Genomic DNA, 15,885 nt, shown 5'->3' on the forward strand with positions numbered 1-15,885 from the left:
CTTCCGCCTGACCCGGCAGGATCCCCGCTGCCGGACAGTTCGGCGCGGTTAGCGTCATGAGCACATCCACGTACTTGTCGTCGTGGATGTCGATGTTATAGATCAATCCCAGGTCGAAGATATTAACCGGGATCTCGGGGTCGTAGATCTCCGAGAGCGAATCCACAATGCGCTCGTAGAGCTCGGTATGCTCGTCGGGCGCGTCTTGCATGTGCGCCGGGAGCGTATCCGGGCGCTCCAGTTCGCGGCTGTCGTCAAGGCGCGGATCCTCGGCGTCGACGGTGGTGTCAGGAGCGGCGTCGGTATCGGTCGGGGGGTTCGGCGGAGAATCGGGCATAGCGTTATGCGTTGGAGGATGAAACAGCGGAGTCGGATTCGGCCTCGGCGGATTCGGCGAGGCGGGCGGCCCGCGTCCGAATCTGCTCGATCATGGAATGCAGGCCGTTGTTGCGGGTCGAGGACAGGTGCTCGCGCATCCCGATGTCGTCGATGAACGAGAGGTTGGCCTCGCGCACCGCTTCGGGCGGCTGATCATCGAGCACGCGGATGAGCAGCCCCGCCAGGCCCTTCGTAATCATGGCATCGCTGTCGCCCTGCATCCTCATGCGGTGCTGGTCGCGTTCGGTGTGAATCCACACCTTCGACTGGCACCCGTGGATGCGCGTGGCGTCGGTTTTGAGCGCATCGTCCATGGGGGGGAGCTTCTGTCCGATCTCAATCAGATACTCGTAGCGGCCCATCCAATCGTCAAACAGCGAAAAGTCATCGACGATGGCGTGCGCCCGCTCATCGATGGTGGGTGGTGTATCAGCCATAACACAAACAAGCAGTTCGAGAAACAGTCGGGGGATACGAACGGATGGCACCTCACGAGCGATCCATGCGCATCACCCAAACATCGTCTGCACCCGGTCGAGGCCTTTCACGAGACGGTCTACGTCTTCACGGGTGTTGTAGAGCGCAAGCGACGCCCGAATCGTGCCCGGCAGGTTGAGCCGTTTCATGAGCGGCTGCGTGCAGTGGTGGCCGGTGCGCACGGCAATGCCCAGGCGGTCGAGAATGGTGCCCGCGTCGTACGGGTGGATGTCGTCGAACACGAACGAGCACACGCTGGTCTTCTCGGGCGCAGTGCCCACCAGGCGCAGTCCGTCGATCGTCGCAAGCTGCTCGTGTGCGTACTGCAGCACATCGTCTTCGTGGGCTTGCACGGCCTCGTGGTCCAGGTCCTGCACAAACTGCGCGGCTGCCCCGAGCCCGATGACGCCCGCAATGTGCGGGGTGCCCGCCTCCAGCCGGTGGGGCAGATCGGCGTAGGTGGTTCCATCGAACGAGACCTCATCGATCATGTCGCCGCCACCGTGGTAGGGCGGCAAGCGGTCGAGCAGGTCGTATTTTCCGTAGAGCACGCCAATGCCGGTGGGCCCGAACATCTTGTGGCCCGAGAAGGCATAGAAATCGGCATCCAGCGCCTGCACATCCACCGGCAGGTGCGCCATGGACTGCGCCCCGTCGACCACCACGGGCACGCCGTGGTCATGGGCCGTGTCGATGATGGATGCGACCGGGTGAATCGTGCCCAGTGCATTAGAGACATGCCCCATGGCGAGCAGGAACGGCTCCTCGGCCAGCAACTGGCGCCCGGCCTCCATGTCGAGCGTGCCGTCGTCATGCATCGGCCACACCTTGAGCGTGGCCCCAGTGGACTCGCACGCCATCTGCCACGGCACAATGTTAGAGTGGTGCTCCATGCGCGTAACGACCACCGTGTCGCCCGGTCCGAGTTGTGGACGCGCAAACGTCTGCGCCACCAGATTCAGCGATTCGGTGCATCCGCGCGTAAAGATGATTTGATCGGAGGAGGGCGCGTTGATCAGATCGGCCACGGCCTGGCGGGCGTCCTCAAACGCGTCGGTGGCGTCCTGACTCAGCTTGTGGACGCCCCGGTGCACGTTGCTGTTTTCGTAGGCGTAGTACGTTTCCATCCGTTCAAGCACCGCCTGTGGCTTCTGCGTGGTGGCGGCGTTGTCGAGATACACCAGCGGCGTATCCTCATAGACCGACTGATGCAGGGCCGGAAACTCGGCACGCATCGTATCAACGTCGAACCGGGGGGGCGCAGAGACAGGCATATCAGCACAGGGGTTCGTCGGAAGAAAGCCGTGGACCCCGATTGGCCCACGGCGTTAGAAAGTTTTACGGAGAATGCTTTGCGCAAAAGGGGCTTTCAACAAGGCCCGCTTAGCGTGCAAAGGTGTGCAGGCGGTCTTGCACGCGGTCTTCGATGAGCGCCTTGAGCGGCTCAATCTCAACCACGTCGATCACGTCTTGCGCAAAGGCCTTCATCATCAGAATGCGAGCGCGCTCCTGGCTGAGTCCACGCGAGCGCAGATAGAAGAGGCCCTCCTCATCCAACTGACCAGCGGTGGCGCCGTGGCTACACACCACATCGTCGGCGTAGATCTCAAGCTCGGGCTTGGTGTAGATCTGCGCGTCGTTGTTCAGCACCAGGCTGTCGTTTGACTGGTACGCGTCGATGCGCTGCGAGTCGCGATGCACGAACACCTTGCCGTTGAAAACCGTGGTGGACTGGTCGTTCAGGATGTGCTTGTACAGCTCGTTACTCACGCAGTCGGCGTGCACATGGTCGACCAGGGTGTTGTTATCAACGTGCATGCTGCCATGCCCAATGACGAGCCCGTACAGGTTGGTTTCGCAATTTGGGCCGTCGGGCGTCAGCGTCATGTTGTTGCGCACGACCTCGCCGCTGAAGGTGAACGTATCAGTGGAGAGCACGCTGTCGTCTTTATGATAGCCGAAGCGGCTCAGCACTTGCGAGGCGTTGTCGTCTTCCTCCTGAATCACATAGTGATCGAGATAGCCCCGCTCGCCTACGAACATCTCCGTCACCGTGTTGGTGAAGGTGCGGGCGTCGGTAAGACTCAGCTGTCGCCCAATGACGCGGGCTTTTGCATCTGCCTCTACCACAAACAGGTGGCGCGGCTGCATAAGCAGGTCATCCTGTGCAGCGTTTACATGCAACAGCAGAATGGGCTGCTCGACCTCAGTGCCTTCGGGCACATGGATGAACGCGCCATCCTGTACAAACGCCGTGTTAAGCGCGGTAAGCGTCTCTTCTTCGACATCGGCGTATTCGCCGTAGTGCGCGTTAAAGGCCGGATGTTCACCCGCGTCCTTGAGCGATCCTACCGTCACTTCCTCAGGCAGTGCGTCGAGCTGCGAGAGCGCGTGGTCGGGCCGCCCATTCACGAGCACAAGTACGTGCGCGTCAAGATCGTCAATCAGATACGGCGCCAGGTCCTCGGCCGACACGTCGGCCTCTTCGGGGCCAAGCGGAAGCGTGTAGGGGCGGTCCAGGATCGAAGCGATGTCGGTGTACTTCCAGGCTTCTTGCTTGCGCGTGGGTACGCCCAGCTCCTGAAAGCGCTGGATAGCGGCCTCACGCCGCTCCGCAACCGAGGTATTGGTCCCGTTGAGGGCCTGCCCGTGGTTCACCTGAAAGGCCGACACAAATCGGTCAATAGGCTGGGCGTTGGTGTCGAGAGTCGTAGTAGACATAAATAGTTGGGGAATGCTGGTACAACAAGTGGCGATATAAAGCCCCACCCGGCAGCATGAGGCTGCCGGGCCATGGGAAGCAGCATCCGCTTAGGCCGCCGCGGGCTCGCGCTGGAAGCGCTCGTAGCCTTCTTCTTCAAGACGGATGGCCAGATCCTTGTCGCCTGATTCGGCGATGCGGCCATCTACCATCACGTGCACATGATCCGGCTCAATGTAGTCGAGCAGGCGCTGATAGTGGGTAATCAGAAGGAAGGAGCGGTCATCGGCACGCAGCTTGTTCACGCCATCCGACACCGTGCGCAGCGCGTCAATGTCGAGGCCCGAGTCGGTTTCGTCGAGCACCGCCAGCGTGGGCTCCAGCATCGCCAGCTGAAAGATTTCGTTGCGCTTCTTCTCGCCGCCAGAAAAGCCCTGATTCACCGAGCGCTTTACCAGGTCCGGATCCAGATCCACAAGCTTAGCACGCTCGCGCACCAGTTTCAGGAAGTCGGCAGCGCCCAGTTCGTCTTCGCCGCGTGCTTCACGAACGGAGTTCACCGCCTCACGCAGAAAGTTTGTCATGCTCACCCCCGGCAGCTCCACCGGATACTGAAACGCCAGAAACACGCCTTCTTCAGCACGCTCTTCCGCCTCCAGTTCCAGCAGGTCTTCGCCCTTGTAACGGATGGATCCTTCCGTCACCACGTATTCTTCGCGTCCGGCCAGCACCGCCGCCAGCGTACTCTTGCCCGAGCCGTTTGGCCCCATAATGGCGTGTATCTCACCCTCGTTAATGGTGAGATCTACGCCCTTCAGAATTTCGATGTCTTCGTCCTCCACGCTTACGTGCAGGTTTTCTACTTCAAGGAGTGCCATATGTCAGTATATCAGTCGTTTAGTCGTAAAAAGTTGGATTTAGAGGGATGCAAAGGGAGCGCCACGAACGGCGCGAGAAGTCGCAGTCCCCGGGCGCTCCCGCATCCTCATTGGAAGCATGGTTCGCACAGGCGAACAGTCTCCGGGTCTTATCCCACACTGCCTTCCAGCTCAATGGCAAGCAGCTCTTTCGCCTCCACGGCAAACTCCATCGGCAGCTCAGCCAGAATCTCCTGGCAGAAGCCATTCACGATGAGCTTCAGCGCCTCCTCTTCGCCCAGGCCGCGCTGGTGGCAGTAGAACATCTGGTCTTCGCCCACCTTCGAGGTGGTTGCCTCGTGTTCGACCTTAGCCGAAGGGTTGCCAATCTCGATGTACGGGAAGGTGTGCGCGCCACACGTGTCGCCCAGCAGGAGCGAGTCGCACTGTGAGAAGTTGCGGGCATTTTCGGCGTTTTTGCCCACCTTCACCAGCCCGCGGTAGCTGTTGTTGCTCACGCCCGCAGAGATCCCTTTCGAGATGATGGTACTCTTCGTATCCTTGCCGATGTGGTGCATCTTCGTGCCCGTATCGGCCTGCTGATGGCCTTTGGTGAATGCTACCGAGTAGAACTCACCAACCGACTCATCGCCCTTCAGGATAACCGACGGGTACTTCTGCGTAACCGCCGATCCGGTTTCGAGCTGAGTCCAGCTAATCTTGGAGCGATCACCTTCGCAGATGCCGCGCTTCGTGACGAGGTTGTATACACCGCCCTCGCCATCTTTCGTACCCGGATACCAGTTCTGAATCGTGGAGTACTTGATCTCCGCGTCTTCGTGCGCGATCAGCTCCACCACCGCTGCGTGTAGCTGGTGCTTCTGGTTCATGGGCGCGGTGCAGCCCTCCAGGTAGCTTACGTAGCTGTCGGGCTCGGCAATGATGAGCGTACGCTCAAACTGGCCCGTGTTCTGGTCGTTGATGCGGAAGTACGTCGACAGCTCCATGGGGCAGGTTACACCCTCAGGCACGTAGACAAACGAGCCGTCGCTGAAGACCGCCGAGTTGAGCGCAGCGAACAGATTGTCGGTGTACGGCACCACGCGCCCAAGATACTCTTTCACGATCTCGGGATGCTCGCGGGCCGCCTCCCCAAACGACATGAAGATGACGCCTTTCTCTTTCAGCTTCTTCTTGAAGGTCGTCGCCACCGACACGCTATCCATGACCGCATCTACGGCCACACCGGTCAGCGCTTTCTGTTCTTCAAGTGGGATGCCGAGGCGCTCGAACGTCTCCAGAATCTCATCCGGGACTTCGTCGAGGCTGTCGTAGCTGGCTTTTTCCTTCGGCGCCGAGAAATAGCGCATGTCCTGGAATTCGGGCCGCTCGTAGTCGAGGTGAGCCCAGTCGGGGTAGTTGCCGTCCTCCACCTGACGCTTAAAGTAGCGGAAAGCCTTCAGGCGCCATTCCAGCAACCACTCGGGTTCGTCTTTGCGTTCAGAAATGTAGCGAACAATGTCTTCGTCGAGCCCTTCAGGAAGCGTTTCAGACTCGATATCGGTACGCCAACCATGTTCGTATTCCTGGTTGGCTACGTTTTCAAGATACTCGGTTTCAGAGGTACTCATGGGGCATCGGAATACGTGGATCGGACAGGGCGCGAATCAGAGGCCGCACTGAGCGCAATATACCAGTGTAAACGATGGTTTACGCTCGGGGCTCTTGGTGTAAACACGGGGTTACAACATGCATGAGGGAGGGCCGTTCCGGCATAGACGGGTGCCGTTCCTATTTAATTGCACCTTGATGTTGCCGCTCCTGTCACAGCATGCACAGGGGCGCTCCGAATGCCTTAAATAGAAACCTCTGAATTGACCAGGAGGTACGTATCTTGTCGTATTGGACATGCACTTACCTGCCTCTTACTATGCAGATTGACATCACCGACCGCGCTCAGCACCAGCTTCGCACCGTAGCAGACGAGGAATCGGTTGTCCTTGCCGATACGTATCTGCGCATCGCGGTGGTGCCGGGCGGATGCTCCGGACTCACCTACGATCTGGGCTGGGATACTACGCTGCAGGACACCGACGAAATGCATCAGGTGGGTAATGACCTGACGGTGGTTGCCGATCAGCGCAGTGCGCTTTATCTCGATGGCTCAGAATTGGACTTCACCGACGGCCTTGATGGCGAGGGCTTTCACTTTATGAATCCCCAGGCATCGCGCACTTGTGCCTGTGGGGAGTCATTCGGCGTGTAGCGAGATGTGCGGGTTGCGCGTGGCGAACGTTTCTCTGCCTGCACTATCATTGATTCTACAAGCAGATCTACTGCTCTGTCACACGTCAATGGTTGGGTTACAACATGCCCCGTTTACATGGTGTCATCTTGACTGCGGATACTGACAGCTGTCGGTAGGAGTCCTGACACGAGCGAAGCGACTGATGAACGCAGTGAATAAAGATCTCCTCCGAAATGGGAAGGGCCATTCAATCGCCTAGAGCGCCGCTGAGCACCGAGGAGATGGTTCCTCCGACAGCAGTCGGAGCCACAGGGGGCGGGACTGCGCTCACCACGACAGGCTTCGTGAGGGCCGATTGCAAGGCAACCATCAAAATGAGAGGTGATATCGCCGTCCCTGCCGTAACACTCCGGCGCGTTACGTTTGCATACAGTTCAGTACAGCGTGGTAGAGAGGCTCACCCCAAAGCGCCACGATGTGATATTGCGGCGGGCGTCTTGTGCCCGTCCCGAGGAGTTGGCATAGCGAAGCTCGTCGTCGATATTCCACGCTGCAAAGATGCCGGGCTTAACAATGGGCACGCCTGTGATGTGTATCGTAGCTGCCAGATCGTGCCGGCTCTTCTGCCCGTAGTTTCCCTGACCTGTTAGGTTGGCGTGTCCCGTAAATCCGAGTCCGCCTGTAAACGTATCCCCCTCATACCACAACACTGAGCCGTATTGGACAAACAGATCGCGGTCTACCTTAGGCATGCTTGGAGCGCGAGCCGCCTCGGTCGAGTGTGCGTAAAATCCGCCAGCCCGAAGCCGCAGACTCGTGCTTTCCGAAAACATCAGCCGCGTGTTTCCGGCTACCGTAAACATCCCGCCTTCCGGTAGAAAGGCCCCCGGGCGCCCCACCTCGGCATGCTGCCCCAGCACCGTCGTAGACGCATTCTCGGCAATAGGAATACGCCCGCCCACCTCGATCATCAGTGGAGAGCGCTTTGGAGTCAGCGCCAGTCCCACGTAAGGATTGCCCAGCTTCGTATCTGCCCCGGAGCGCTCTGCGTCGGTTCGAAAGTATGCAACGGGCATTTCGGCGACAAACTCGGTGCCCGAAGTGAGTGATACAGTTCCCGTAACGAAGTACGCGCCCGACACGCCTTTGAGGTCGCGAATATCGGGCTGCACGGATTCCACCCCAAACTGCATGGGTTGATATGGAGGGAGCCACAGGCTCTGGGCGGCTGTAGAGGCGGGAAGCAGTGCCCAACCTAAGATCAAAAACATCCCTATTTTCCAGCAAAGCCCTTCGATGCCGTGGGAGGCGCGGGCAAACCGTTTCATGAGCACAGTAGCAACGGGTCGATGGATTGGCAGCGAATACATCCTGTAATAGAACGCAACGCCTAAGCGGATGCAAATTTCGTCTGCATCCGGATGCGAAAGTCGTTAGAACTCCATATATTAAAAGTAATTCTATACCAGCGCGCTTGTCTCACCAACGTCCGCTGACTGCTATGTCGCACACTCAGTCTGTTTCTCCGCTCGCCACCGCTCCCTTCACGGCACGCCGCCAGCAGATTGACGCGCTGCGCGATCAGTTTACCGGGCAGGCCACTACCTACCCGCGCGCTGATGGCACGACGGGGCCACGCGTCTATCTGGACAGCGCCGCCTCCAACCTGCGGTTCCGAGGCGCCGAGGCAGTTGTGGAGGAGGCCATGCAACACTATGCCAACACGCACTCGCATCTGCACCACGGGGCCCGCATCATGACCGAGGCGTATGCCCAGGCGCATGACACGGTGCGTTCGTTTGTGGGAGCCCCAGACTCCTACACCGCGATCTTCTGCGGCACAGGCGTTACCGGCGGACTCAACCGCATGGCGCGCCTGCTGGCCGCGCAGCGCCCCGAGCGCGATGTCGCCATTACCACCCTCATGGAGCATCATGCCAACGACCTGCCGCACCGCAAGCACATGAATCAGGTGGTGCATGTGCCGCTGGAGGTCGATCCGGACGGCAATGCGGGTCGCGTAGATATGGCGGAGTTGCAGTCTGCAATCCACGAACACGGCGACCGCCTGAACTACGTGGCGGTAACAGCCGCCTCAAACGTAACTGGCGTAGCCAACCCCGTACACAAAATTGCAGCCGCGGCGCACGAGGTCGGCGCTCTTTGCGTGGTCGATGCGGCCCAGTCTGCCGCGCACCGTCCCATCCACATCCCCGGCGATACGCCCAACGAAGCGCTCGACGTGGTATGCCTGAGCGGACACAAAATCTACGCGCCCGGCAGTCCCGGAGTCATTGTGGCGCGCAAGACCCTGTTTGCCGATCATGAGCCCGAGATTGTAGGCGGCGGTATTGTCGAGTTTGTAGATGCAAAGCGCTACGACGTCACCGATGCGCTCCCTGAGCGTGAAGAGGCCGGTACCCCAAATTTGCCCGGATCGCTGCTCCTGGGCGCTACCCTGCGCATCCTACAGCGCGTTGGCATGGACGCCGTTGAGGCGGATGAGCAGGCCCTCACCCAGTATGCGATGAGCGCGCTCCACGAGATCGACGGACTCACCATCTACGGCTCACACCGGATGGAGGTGGCCGAGCGCATTGGCGTGATCACTTTGAACCTGCACGACTTGCCGCATGGGCTCGTTACCGCGGCCTTGAACGACTATTTCGGCATCGCTGTGCGCAACGAGTGCTTCTGCGCCCAGCCGTTTGTACGACAACTCCTGGGCATTGCCGACGCGTCGGGCGTAGCTCCACCCGACTGTACCGACACCTGTGGCCCGCGCACGCAGCCAGGCATGGTACGCATTTCGTTTGGCCTCTACAACACCCGCGCCGATGTCGATGCCGCGGTTGAAGCCCTGCGCGACCTGACCGCTCGGTCCGATTGGTACCGCGACCAGTATCGCCCGGTCCGCGATGGCAGCGGCGATTGGGTGCACACCGATTTTGACGCTCCTCCTACCGATGAATTCAGTCTTACCGGATCGGCCGATCGCTGGCTTGCTGCTCATGCCCCGCTCAATGCGTAGCACGTGAGCGTAGCCCTTACGATGTAGTACACTCCTCCCGTCCTCCCTCCTGCTGTCATGACAACCCTGCTGGCCCTTGAAACTGCCGACACCACCTGTGGCGTGGCGGTGTGGCACAACGGCGTATGCCGCGCGGCTGCTCACATCCATCGCCCACGTGTGCACGCTGCTCGCCTGGTGCCGCTCCTCAACGATACCCTGGAGCATGCGGAGCTTGCCCCCAAGCAGGTGGATGCGGTAGCGGTGTCATCGGGGCCGGGGTCGTACACCGGACTCCGGATTGGCATGAGCACTGCCAAAGGCTTTGCGATGGCCCGCGATCTGCCCCTCATTCCGGTGCCTACGCTTGAAGCCGCTGCGTATGCGCTTGCCCCGTGGGTCGCTCCGAACGACCTCGTCGTGCCCGCCCTCGATGCACGACGCAACGACGTATTTGCGGCGGCCTACCAGTGCACATTCAACGGCTGGTCGCCCGCCCACGACGCGGGACCGTACAACACGTCGGCCCTGGCCGATGCGGTGTGGGACGCTGCAGAAAGCGAAGGCACGATCTGGTGCACCGGCCCTGCAGCCCAGAAGGCGGCAGATCCAATCCGCACGCACCCGGCAGCCCAATCGGCAGTGCATACCGTGCGGGTTGTGCCTGCTCCATACCGAGCGCTATCAGCCGAGCATGTAGCACAACGCGGACGGGCACGTGCCCGTAAGGGTCTACACGAAGACCCGCGCACGGTGGAACCGGCGTACCTCAAAGCCTTTCACGGCACACCGTCCGCTAAATCGGTATAAATCCAGACGTGCACGGTAGACACCGTCCGCCATGGATTGTATACTGCTCCTCACCTTCTGCTCATACATTGACTCTCTGTTGGCATGGCGTGGTTTCACCGCAAGAAAGCAGGTATTCTTACGAAGCGCGACGACCAAAACGAAGTGCCCGAGGGGCAGTGGGTGAAGTGTCCCAAAACTGACGAAATCGTCAACCGTCGAGAGGTCGAAGACAACCTGCTGGTGTTTCCGGGCTCGGGTTACCACTTTGGGATGAACAGTCACCGTTACTTCAACCTGCTCTTTGATGACGACTCATTTACCCTGCACGACACGGACTTGTATTCGACCGACGTGCTGGACTTTGAGGACCGCAAGCCGTATTCGCAACGACTGGAGAAGGCTCAACAGAAAACCTCACAGAACGAGGCCGTGCAAGCCGCTACCGGTCCGGTTGGAGGCCACATGACGTCGATTGCAGCCATGGACTTCTCGTTCATCGGGGGCTCAATGGGCTCGGTGGTGGGCGAGATCATTGCGCGTGCGATTAAGCGCGCTTACACCAACGGCTATCCCCTTATCACGATTACACAGAGCGGAGGCGCCCGCATGATGGAGGGGGCGCTAAGCCTTATGCAGATGGCAAAGACCAGTGCTCATCTTACCCGGTTGGAAGACGCCGGGCTGCCGTTCATCTCTATTCTTACGCATCCCACCACCGGCGGCGTCACAGCCTCGTTTGCCATGCTGGGCGACATCCACATTGCGGAGCCCGAGGCACTTATTGGATTCGCCGGGCCACGCGTCATCCGTGAAACAATTGGCTCCGACCTGCCAGACGGCTTTCAGCGCTCCGAGTTCTTGCTCGAACATGGCTTTGTAGACATGGTCGTTGATCGCCGCCAGCTACAACGGCGTGTGATTACACTGCTTAACCTGATCATGGAAGAGAACGCATAGCACAAAGCAAGGCTGCGGCGCCACGCAAAAGCTGCCATGCCCTCACTTGCGCGACTGCCGATGTGGACGTGGGGTTTTGTCAACTGTGATCGACGCGAGCGGTACGGTGGCCGAATCGCCGCGCACGGGCGAAGGGGGCGGATCGTCGTTGTTAGGCGGAGGACCGTCGCCCGTGTCCGAGCGCCCCGTTCCCCCTTCGCCCATGCTAAGCAACACAGGCGCTAAGATGCAGGCCAATACCAGCGTGGGTATCACCACAAAAGCCAGAAATGTCATAGCAGTTTACCGTCGTTTTCAGAAGGATGCTGTTGTGAAAGCTATTGTGCAACCGTGCGTTCATCTTAGGACTGTTAACACAGTGTGTAGTCCTGCGTTCGGATGCGTCCAGGCTCCGTCCTACATTGTTACGACCTGCTGATCTCCCTTTTTCGACTACCCCATGGATTCATCTATATCATCTCCGTCTTCAGCCAACGAGTGGATTGAGCACGCCGCTGAACACACCGAGGCGGCGCTCGAATATATGCGCCAGTTCGGCGTTGAACCCGAGGGGCACATCCGCCCGTTTCTACCGCCCGACACGCGGCAAGACCACATCGACCGCCTCCCGTACACGCACGACGTCCGCCAGCGCGTAGTGTACAAAACCGAGCCGGGCGAATTCTCGGCGCGCTGCCCGTTTTCTGGGTTGCCCGACTTCGGCACCGTTGAGGTCGTCTACATCCCAGGCAATTGGATTTTGGAGCTTAAGAGTTTGAAGTATTATTTCATGTCGTGGCGCGATATTGGGGCGGCGCAAGAAGACATTACTGCCCTGCTGTTTGAGGATATAAAAGCCGAACTGGAAAATCCGGAGATGCTGACCGTAACAACCGAGTACAATGTGCGTGGCGGCATCAATACCACGTGCACCGTAGACAGCACCGAGCAGTAGGAAGCCGCACAGCACTCATGTTGCCCCCACAACAGATGTTGCCCCCACAACAGAAAGCGCCGCCCGGCTATCTGGACGGCGCTTTCGCTATGGGATCGAACCGATAGATTGAGCCGCTTTAGTTCAGTTCAAACATAACCGGGAGCGACATCTGCACGCGCACGGCACGGTCGCGCTGTTTTCCTGGCTCAAACTTCATTTCACTTACGGCCCGAATTGCTTCCTCTTCAAGCGAACTGTGTGGTGAGCTCAGTGCCCGGGGATCGGTGACATTTCCTTCTTCATCAACCACAAACTGCACCACGACGCGGCCCTCGATTCCAGCACGGCGTGCAAAGTCCGGGTACTCAACCTCTTCATAGAGCGCATCCATTCCACCGATGAGTTCGGGGCTCTCTTCAACAGCAACGAAGATTTCTTGCTCTTCTTCTTCTTCTTCTCCTCCTTCGTCAGGCGGAGGCCCACTGTCAAGCTCTTCGTCAAAGTCCAAGCTGGAGTCCCAATCGACTTCCTGGTCTTCAACGACCTCGTCGTTGGGCACCTCAACGGGCACCGGGGGGCGTGGTGGGGGGGGAGGGGTTCTCTCTTGCTCAGTCTGTTTAATCTCTTCCATCTCAACCACATCCTGCTCTTCAAGCTGGACCTGGAAGTCGCCGCGCGAGTCGTAGCTCACGTTAAACGCCGTAACCAAGATCACAAGCGTAATTACCATCCCTACCTGAACGTAAAGCGGGTAGTCGCGCCGTAAGTCTGCGCCGGGCTTTTTGCGGGAAGCCATAAGTGTGTATGCCTATTCAACAATAAGGGGATCGACGGAAGCGGGCAGAGCCCTATCAGATATTCGCATAAACGCTACGAACCTGTACCTTAGATGTTTCGCAGAACAGACCCACACAACAACGCACGGTCGCCCCAAAACGCACCCCGCGAAACGGCGCCAAGTCCCTTTTTTCCATAGCTTCGTGCCATTATGAGACCCAATCCGGTTGCAGCATCGCCGTATCTCTTCTCGGCAGCGCACCGGATGTACGTCGTCAGTCGGCCTTCAGCCTCGTGTGGGGATACATCGATGGACGGGAGGACGGATGAATGTTTTTCTCATCCGCCTGTTCACCCTTCCACACCTCCACCCTTCCTTGCAACGGAGCAGACGGGGGTGGTATGAGACGTCTGCTTCGGTTGCATACATTTTCAGTTCGGGAGATGCAAAAGCAACCTCACTGTGCAGAATCTCGTACGTATTTTCCTTTAACCCATTGCTTCTCTACATTGCTGACTCGCATGGTCCCAGCTTATGCCCGACGCTTCCCGCACCACGCTGATTGACACACTGAAACGCCTCGACCAGCACCTCGATAAGCTGCCAGGCTCGCTTACCGGACGCGTGCGGCAGCATCTTCAAGAGCTGCGCACCCTGCTTTTGGAAAAGCGTCCAGCGCGCTTTGCGTTGGTCGGACGCCGGGGCAGCGGCAAATCCTCGCTCATCAACGCGCTTTTTGGGGAGGAGGTGGCCGCTGTAGGCCACGAAACCGCTCAGACCGGTGCCGCGCAGTGGTACACGTACGAGAGTGATCTGGGCACACTGGAGGTGCTCGACACCCGCGGCCTGCAAGAAGGCTCAACCCCCACCGAATCTGACACCGCCGAGAGCCCTGAAGCCTCCATCCGCGCAGCCCTCTCGGACACCGCACCCGATGTGCTCCTCTTCCTCATCAAGGCGCAAGAGGTCGATGCCGCCATTGATGGCGACCTGGAGGCGCTCTCGTCCATTGCCGACGACGTGAAAGAGATGCACGGTCATCGCCCTCCCATCGTGGGCGTGGTTACCCACTGCGATGTGCTCGAACCGCAGTACGTGCGTTTGCATCAACCCGACGACGAGGATCCTGCCGAACTTCAAGAAAAACAGGAACGGGTGGAGGCGGTGCAGTCGCATCTCACCGACAAAATGGAGGCCTACCCGGCGCTTGCCGACGCCATGGTGCGCACCTTTGGCGTGGCGCTCTACCAGTCGTGGGATGCACAGGGCCGCCGCCGTGCCGATGCGCGCTGGCAGGTCGAGGCGCTCGTGGAGTACCTGCTCACCCAGCTTCCCGACGAGGCCCAGGTCGAGTTTGCCCGCCTCTCGCGGATGCAGGCGCTGCAGAAGCTCATCGCCAACCGGCTCACACAAAGCACGGCCATGGTGTGCGCCGGCATCGCGGCCACGCCCACGCCACTCGCCGACATCGCGCCGATTACCACCGCGCAGGTGTTTCTGGTGATGGCCATCGGCTATCTGGGCGGACGCCGTATGGATCTGGAGACCGCCCGCGAGTTCTTAGCTGCTGCTGGCGTCAACGTAGGAGCGGGGTTTGTACTGCGCGAGGCGGCCCGTGCGCTCGTGCAGTTCGTCCCCGGCTTCGGGCAGGCGGTCTCGGCCAGCGTGGCCTATGCGGGCACGTATGCGGTGGGCACCGCCGCCACATCGTACTTCTTGCGTGGCCAGACAGACAACCTGGAGGCGCAATTTCAGGATGCGTTTGAGGAGGGGCGCAAGGCGGCGCCCGATGATCTGAATACCCATCCCAACTCCGAATCCACCTGACCGCAGTGGCGGAAAGCCTCCTCATCCCCCTATGCTGACTGAGGTGACGGCTGCGTCTTTGCAAAGTAGACAAACGCAACGAAATCGTAGAGGGTGTGCACCAGCACTGGCACCAGCAGTCCACCGGTGTACCAGTAGAGTCCACCCAGGTACGCGCCCATGATCGTGGCGATAATCGCATACGCCGGGGTGATCCAGTGGCACAGCCCAAATACGATGCTGGCCACGACAAGGGCACTCCACGGCTCCCATAGCATCGCGAGTTCCGCCTGCAAGACGCCACGAAAGAGCAGCTCCTCACCCACGCCAGCCGCAATAGCCAGCACCGCCATGCCGGGCAGTCCGCCATAGCGCAGCAGCGGGCCTAAGAACGAGCGCACGTGTTCTTCTATTTCCTGCATCCAGGGCGCATCCACACGCACCATGAGCAGAAGTGCAGCGATTAGGGGAAGCGTAGCAAGGACGCTCATGCCCAATGCATCCACCGACCACCCAATGTCTTGCAGCAACGGCAGCCCACGCCACGCCGCCCACGCCACGGCCGACACCGCCATCCCGACTTCGAAGAGCAGTCCTGCCATGAAGAGCTGCCGCCCCTCGGAGGCGGGAGGCCTATTTTCGCCAGACGTGTTTTCTGGGGAGTCAGAGTTGATCGCGCCCATTGCATGTACGGCTTGAGGAGAAAGACCACGACTTCTCTGTACGGCAGCGGTCATCTCTGGGTTTGTGCAGACGAGGTGTCTCTTTTTCCAAACACCACAATGCGCTCTCAGGCGTAGTTGTGGTGGCACCAGTGCCCACATGAACGTGTCATCTTGAGCGCCCCCTACAGAAACGTCATCAAGGTACACCAAAGTTACCCCACCCAAAGTGTCTTCAATCGTTAAACGAACAAGAACACCACTATCCGTCAAATCCACTGGAATTCTAGACTCTTGTGAAAA

The 15,885-nt window shown here is 59.4% G+C and carries 16 protein-coding genes; 6 read left to right on the forward strand and 10 right to left on the reverse strand.

What is annotated here, in order from left to right; genetic code table 11:
- From R6U20_RS03400 to sufB, 6 genes are all read right to left on the reverse strand, one after another.
- Nucleotides 1-337 (reverse strand): iron-sulfur cluster assembly protein (locus tag R6U20_RS03400; RefSeq protein WP_410336463.1); only part of this gene is annotated, 337 nt, incomplete at its 3' end.
- Between the two features lie 4 nt (nt 338-341).
- Entirely contained in the window at nt 342-815 is a 474-nt protein-coding gene (locus tag R6U20_RS03405) for a SufE family protein (RefSeq protein WP_410336464.1), read from the reverse strand.
- A gap of 72 nt (nt 816-887) precedes the next feature.
- On the reverse strand, nt 888-2,129 hold the full coding sequence (locus tag R6U20_RS03410) for a cysteine desulfurase (RefSeq protein WP_410336465.1): 1,242 nt from the start codon (nt 2,127-2,129) through the stop codon (nt 888-890).
- A gap of 109 nt (nt 2,130-2,238) precedes the next feature.
- Nucleotides 2,239-3,576: a Fe-S cluster assembly protein SufD gene (gene sufD / locus R6U20_RS03415; protein ID WP_410336466.1), complete on the reverse strand. Its 1,338-nt coding sequence runs from the start codon at nt 3,574-3,576 to the stop codon at nt 2,239-2,241.
- A gap of 90 nt (nt 3,577-3,666) precedes the next feature.
- Nucleotides 3,667-4,434, reverse strand: coding sequence for a Fe-S cluster assembly ATPase SufC (gene sufC, locus R6U20_RS03420; protein WP_410336467.1), 768 nt, complete (start codon nt 4,432-4,434; stop codon nt 3,667-3,669).
- 149 nt (nt 4,435-4,583) lie between these two features.
- The gene (gene sufB, locus R6U20_RS03425; RefSeq protein ID WP_410336468.1) at nt 4,584-6,044 is read right to left on the reverse strand and encodes a Fe-S cluster assembly protein SufB; all 1,461 of its coding nucleotides are present in this window, start codon (nt 6,042-6,044) and stop codon (nt 4,584-4,586) included.
- A gap of 299 nt (nt 6,045-6,343) precedes the next feature.
- On the opposite strand from sufB, the gene R6U20_RS03430 reads away from it, so the two are divergent.
- Nucleotides 6,344-6,679: a HesB/IscA family protein gene (locus R6U20_RS03430; RefSeq protein ID WP_410336469.1), complete on the forward strand. Its 336-nt coding sequence runs from the start codon at nt 6,344-6,346 to the stop codon at nt 6,677-6,679.
- Nucleotides 6,680-7,095: 416 nt separating this feature from the next.
- Here the strand turns inward: R6U20_RS03430 and R6U20_RS03435 are convergent, their stop codons facing one another.
- Nucleotides 7,096-7,989, reverse strand: a complete 894-nt coding sequence (locus tag R6U20_RS03435) for a hypothetical protein (RefSeq protein ID WP_410336470.1) — start codon at nt 7,987-7,989, stop codon at nt 7,096-7,098.
- A gap of 173 nt (nt 7,990-8,162) precedes the next feature.
- On the opposite strand from R6U20_RS03435, the gene R6U20_RS03440 reads away from it, so the two are divergent.
- The 3 genes from R6U20_RS03440 to accD all read left to right on the forward strand — a co-directional run bounded on the left by R6U20_RS03440 (nt 8,163) and on the right by accD (nt 11,420).
- Nucleotides 8,163-9,692 carry an aminotransferase class V-fold PLP-dependent enzyme gene (locus tag R6U20_RS03440; protein WP_410336471.1) on the forward strand — a complete coding sequence of 510 codons (1,530 nt, stop codon included), beginning with the start codon at nt 8,163-8,165 and terminating at the stop codon, nt 9,690-9,692.
- 57 nt (nt 9,693-9,749) lie between these two features.
- On the forward strand, nt 9,750-10,481 hold the full coding sequence (gene tsaB, locus R6U20_RS03445; protein WP_410336472.1) for a tRNA (adenosine(37)-N6)-threonylcarbamoyltransferase complex dimerization subunit type 1 TsaB: 732 nt from the start codon (nt 9,750-9,752) through the stop codon (nt 10,479-10,481).
- Nucleotides 10,482-10,565: 84 nt separating this feature from the next.
- Complete coding sequence (gene accD, locus R6U20_RS03450) at nt 10,566-11,420, forward strand: acetyl-CoA carboxylase, carboxyltransferase subunit beta (protein ID WP_410336473.1); 855 nt, start codon at nt 10,566-10,568, stop codon at nt 11,418-11,420.
- A 42-nt stretch (nt 11,421-11,462) separates the two neighbouring features.
- On the opposite strand, the gene R6U20_RS03455 is transcribed toward accD, so the two are convergent.
- On the reverse strand, nt 11,463-11,696 hold the full coding sequence (locus R6U20_RS03455) for a hypothetical protein (protein ID WP_410336474.1): 234 nt from the start codon (nt 11,694-11,696) through the stop codon (nt 11,463-11,465).
- A 163-nt stretch (nt 11,697-11,859) separates the two neighbouring features.
- On the opposite strand from R6U20_RS03455, the gene queF reads away from it, so the two are divergent.
- The gene (gene queF, locus R6U20_RS03460; protein ID WP_410336475.1) at nt 11,860-12,354 is read left to right on the forward strand and encodes a preQ(1) synthase; all 495 of its coding nucleotides are present in this window, start codon (nt 11,860-11,862) and stop codon (nt 12,352-12,354) included.
- A 118-nt stretch (nt 12,355-12,472) separates the two neighbouring features.
- Here the strand turns inward: queF and R6U20_RS03465 are convergent, their stop codons facing one another.
- Nucleotides 12,473-13,132, reverse strand: coding sequence for an energy transducer TonB (locus R6U20_RS03465; protein ID WP_410336476.1), 660 nt, complete (start codon nt 13,130-13,132; stop codon nt 12,473-12,475).
- A gap of 516 nt (nt 13,133-13,648) precedes the next feature.
- On the opposite strand from R6U20_RS03465, the gene R6U20_RS03470 reads away from it, so the two are divergent.
- Complete coding sequence (locus R6U20_RS03470) at nt 13,649-14,941, forward strand: GTPase family protein (protein ID WP_410336477.1); 1,293 nt, start codon at nt 13,649-13,651, stop codon at nt 14,939-14,941.
- A gap of 29 nt (nt 14,942-14,970) precedes the next feature.
- Here the strand turns inward: R6U20_RS03470 and R6U20_RS03475 are convergent, their stop codons facing one another.
- Nucleotides 14,971-15,522 carry a CPBP family intramembrane glutamic endopeptidase gene (locus R6U20_RS03475; RefSeq protein WP_410336478.1) on the reverse strand — a complete coding sequence of 184 codons (552 nt, stop codon included), beginning with the start codon at nt 15,520-15,522 and terminating at the stop codon, nt 14,971-14,973.
- Between the last annotated feature and the right edge of the window lie 363 nt (nt 15,523-15,885).

It is taken from the genome of Longimonas sp. (assembly GCF_046498435.1).
Lineage (GTDB): Bacteria > Bacteroidota > Rhodothermia > Rhodothermales > Salinibacteraceae > Longimonas.

Bases quoted from the DNA above. Each gene is read 5' to 3' on its own strand.
- sufC (WP_410336467.1), bottom strand. From the start codon at position 4,434: ATGGCACTCCTTGAAGTAGAAAACCTGCACGTAAGCGTGGAGGACGAA.
- queF (WP_410336475.1), top strand. From the start codon at position 11,860: ATGGATTCATCTATATCATCTCCGTCTTCAGCCAACGAGTGGATTGAG.
- tsaB (WP_410336472.1), top strand. From the start codon at position 9,750: ATGACAACCCTGCTGGCCCTTGAAACTGCCGACACCACCTGTGGCGTG.
- R6U20_RS03435 (WP_410336470.1), bottom strand. From the start codon at position 7,989: ATGAAACGGTTTGCCCGCGCCTCCCACGGCATCGAAGGGCTTTGCTGG.
- R6U20_RS03430 (WP_410336469.1), top strand. From the start codon at position 6,344: ATGCAGATTGACATCACCGACCGCGCTCAGCACCAGCTTCGCACCGTA.
- R6U20_RS03410 (WP_410336465.1), bottom strand. From the start codon at position 2,129: ATGCCTGTCTCTGCGCCCCCCCGGTTCGACGTTGATACGATGCGTGCC.
- R6U20_RS03440 (WP_410336471.1), top strand. From the start codon at position 8,163: ATGTCGCACACTCAGTCTGTTTCTCCGCTCGCCACCGCTCCCTTCACG.
- R6U20_RS03405 (WP_410336464.1), bottom strand. From the start codon at position 815: ATGGCTGATACACCACCCACCATCGATGAGCGGGCGCACGCCATCGTC.
- R6U20_RS03455 (WP_410336474.1), bottom strand. From the start codon at position 11,696: ATGACATTTCTGGCTTTTGTGGTGATACCCACGCTGGTATTGGCCTGC.
- R6U20_RS03475 (WP_410336478.1), bottom strand. From the start codon at position 15,522: ATGGCAGGACTGCTCTTCGAAGTCGGGATGGCGGTGTCGGCCGTGGCG.
- R6U20_RS03470 (WP_410336477.1), top strand. From the start codon at position 13,649: ATGCCCGACGCTTCCCGCACCACGCTGATTGACACACTGAAACGCCTC.
- sufD (WP_410336466.1), bottom strand. From the start codon at position 3,576: ATGTCTACTACGACTCTCGACACCAACGCCCAGCCTATTGACCGATTT.
- accD (WP_410336473.1), top strand. From the start codon at position 10,566: ATGGCGTGGTTTCACCGCAAGAAAGCAGGTATTCTTACGAAGCGCGAC.
- sufB (WP_410336468.1), bottom strand. From the start codon at position 6,044: ATGAGTACCTCTGAAACCGAGTATCTTGAAAACGTAGCCAACCAGGAA.
- R6U20_RS03465 (WP_410336476.1), bottom strand. From the start codon at position 13,132: ATGGCTTCCCGCAAAAAGCCCGGCGCAGACTTACGGCGCGACTACCCG.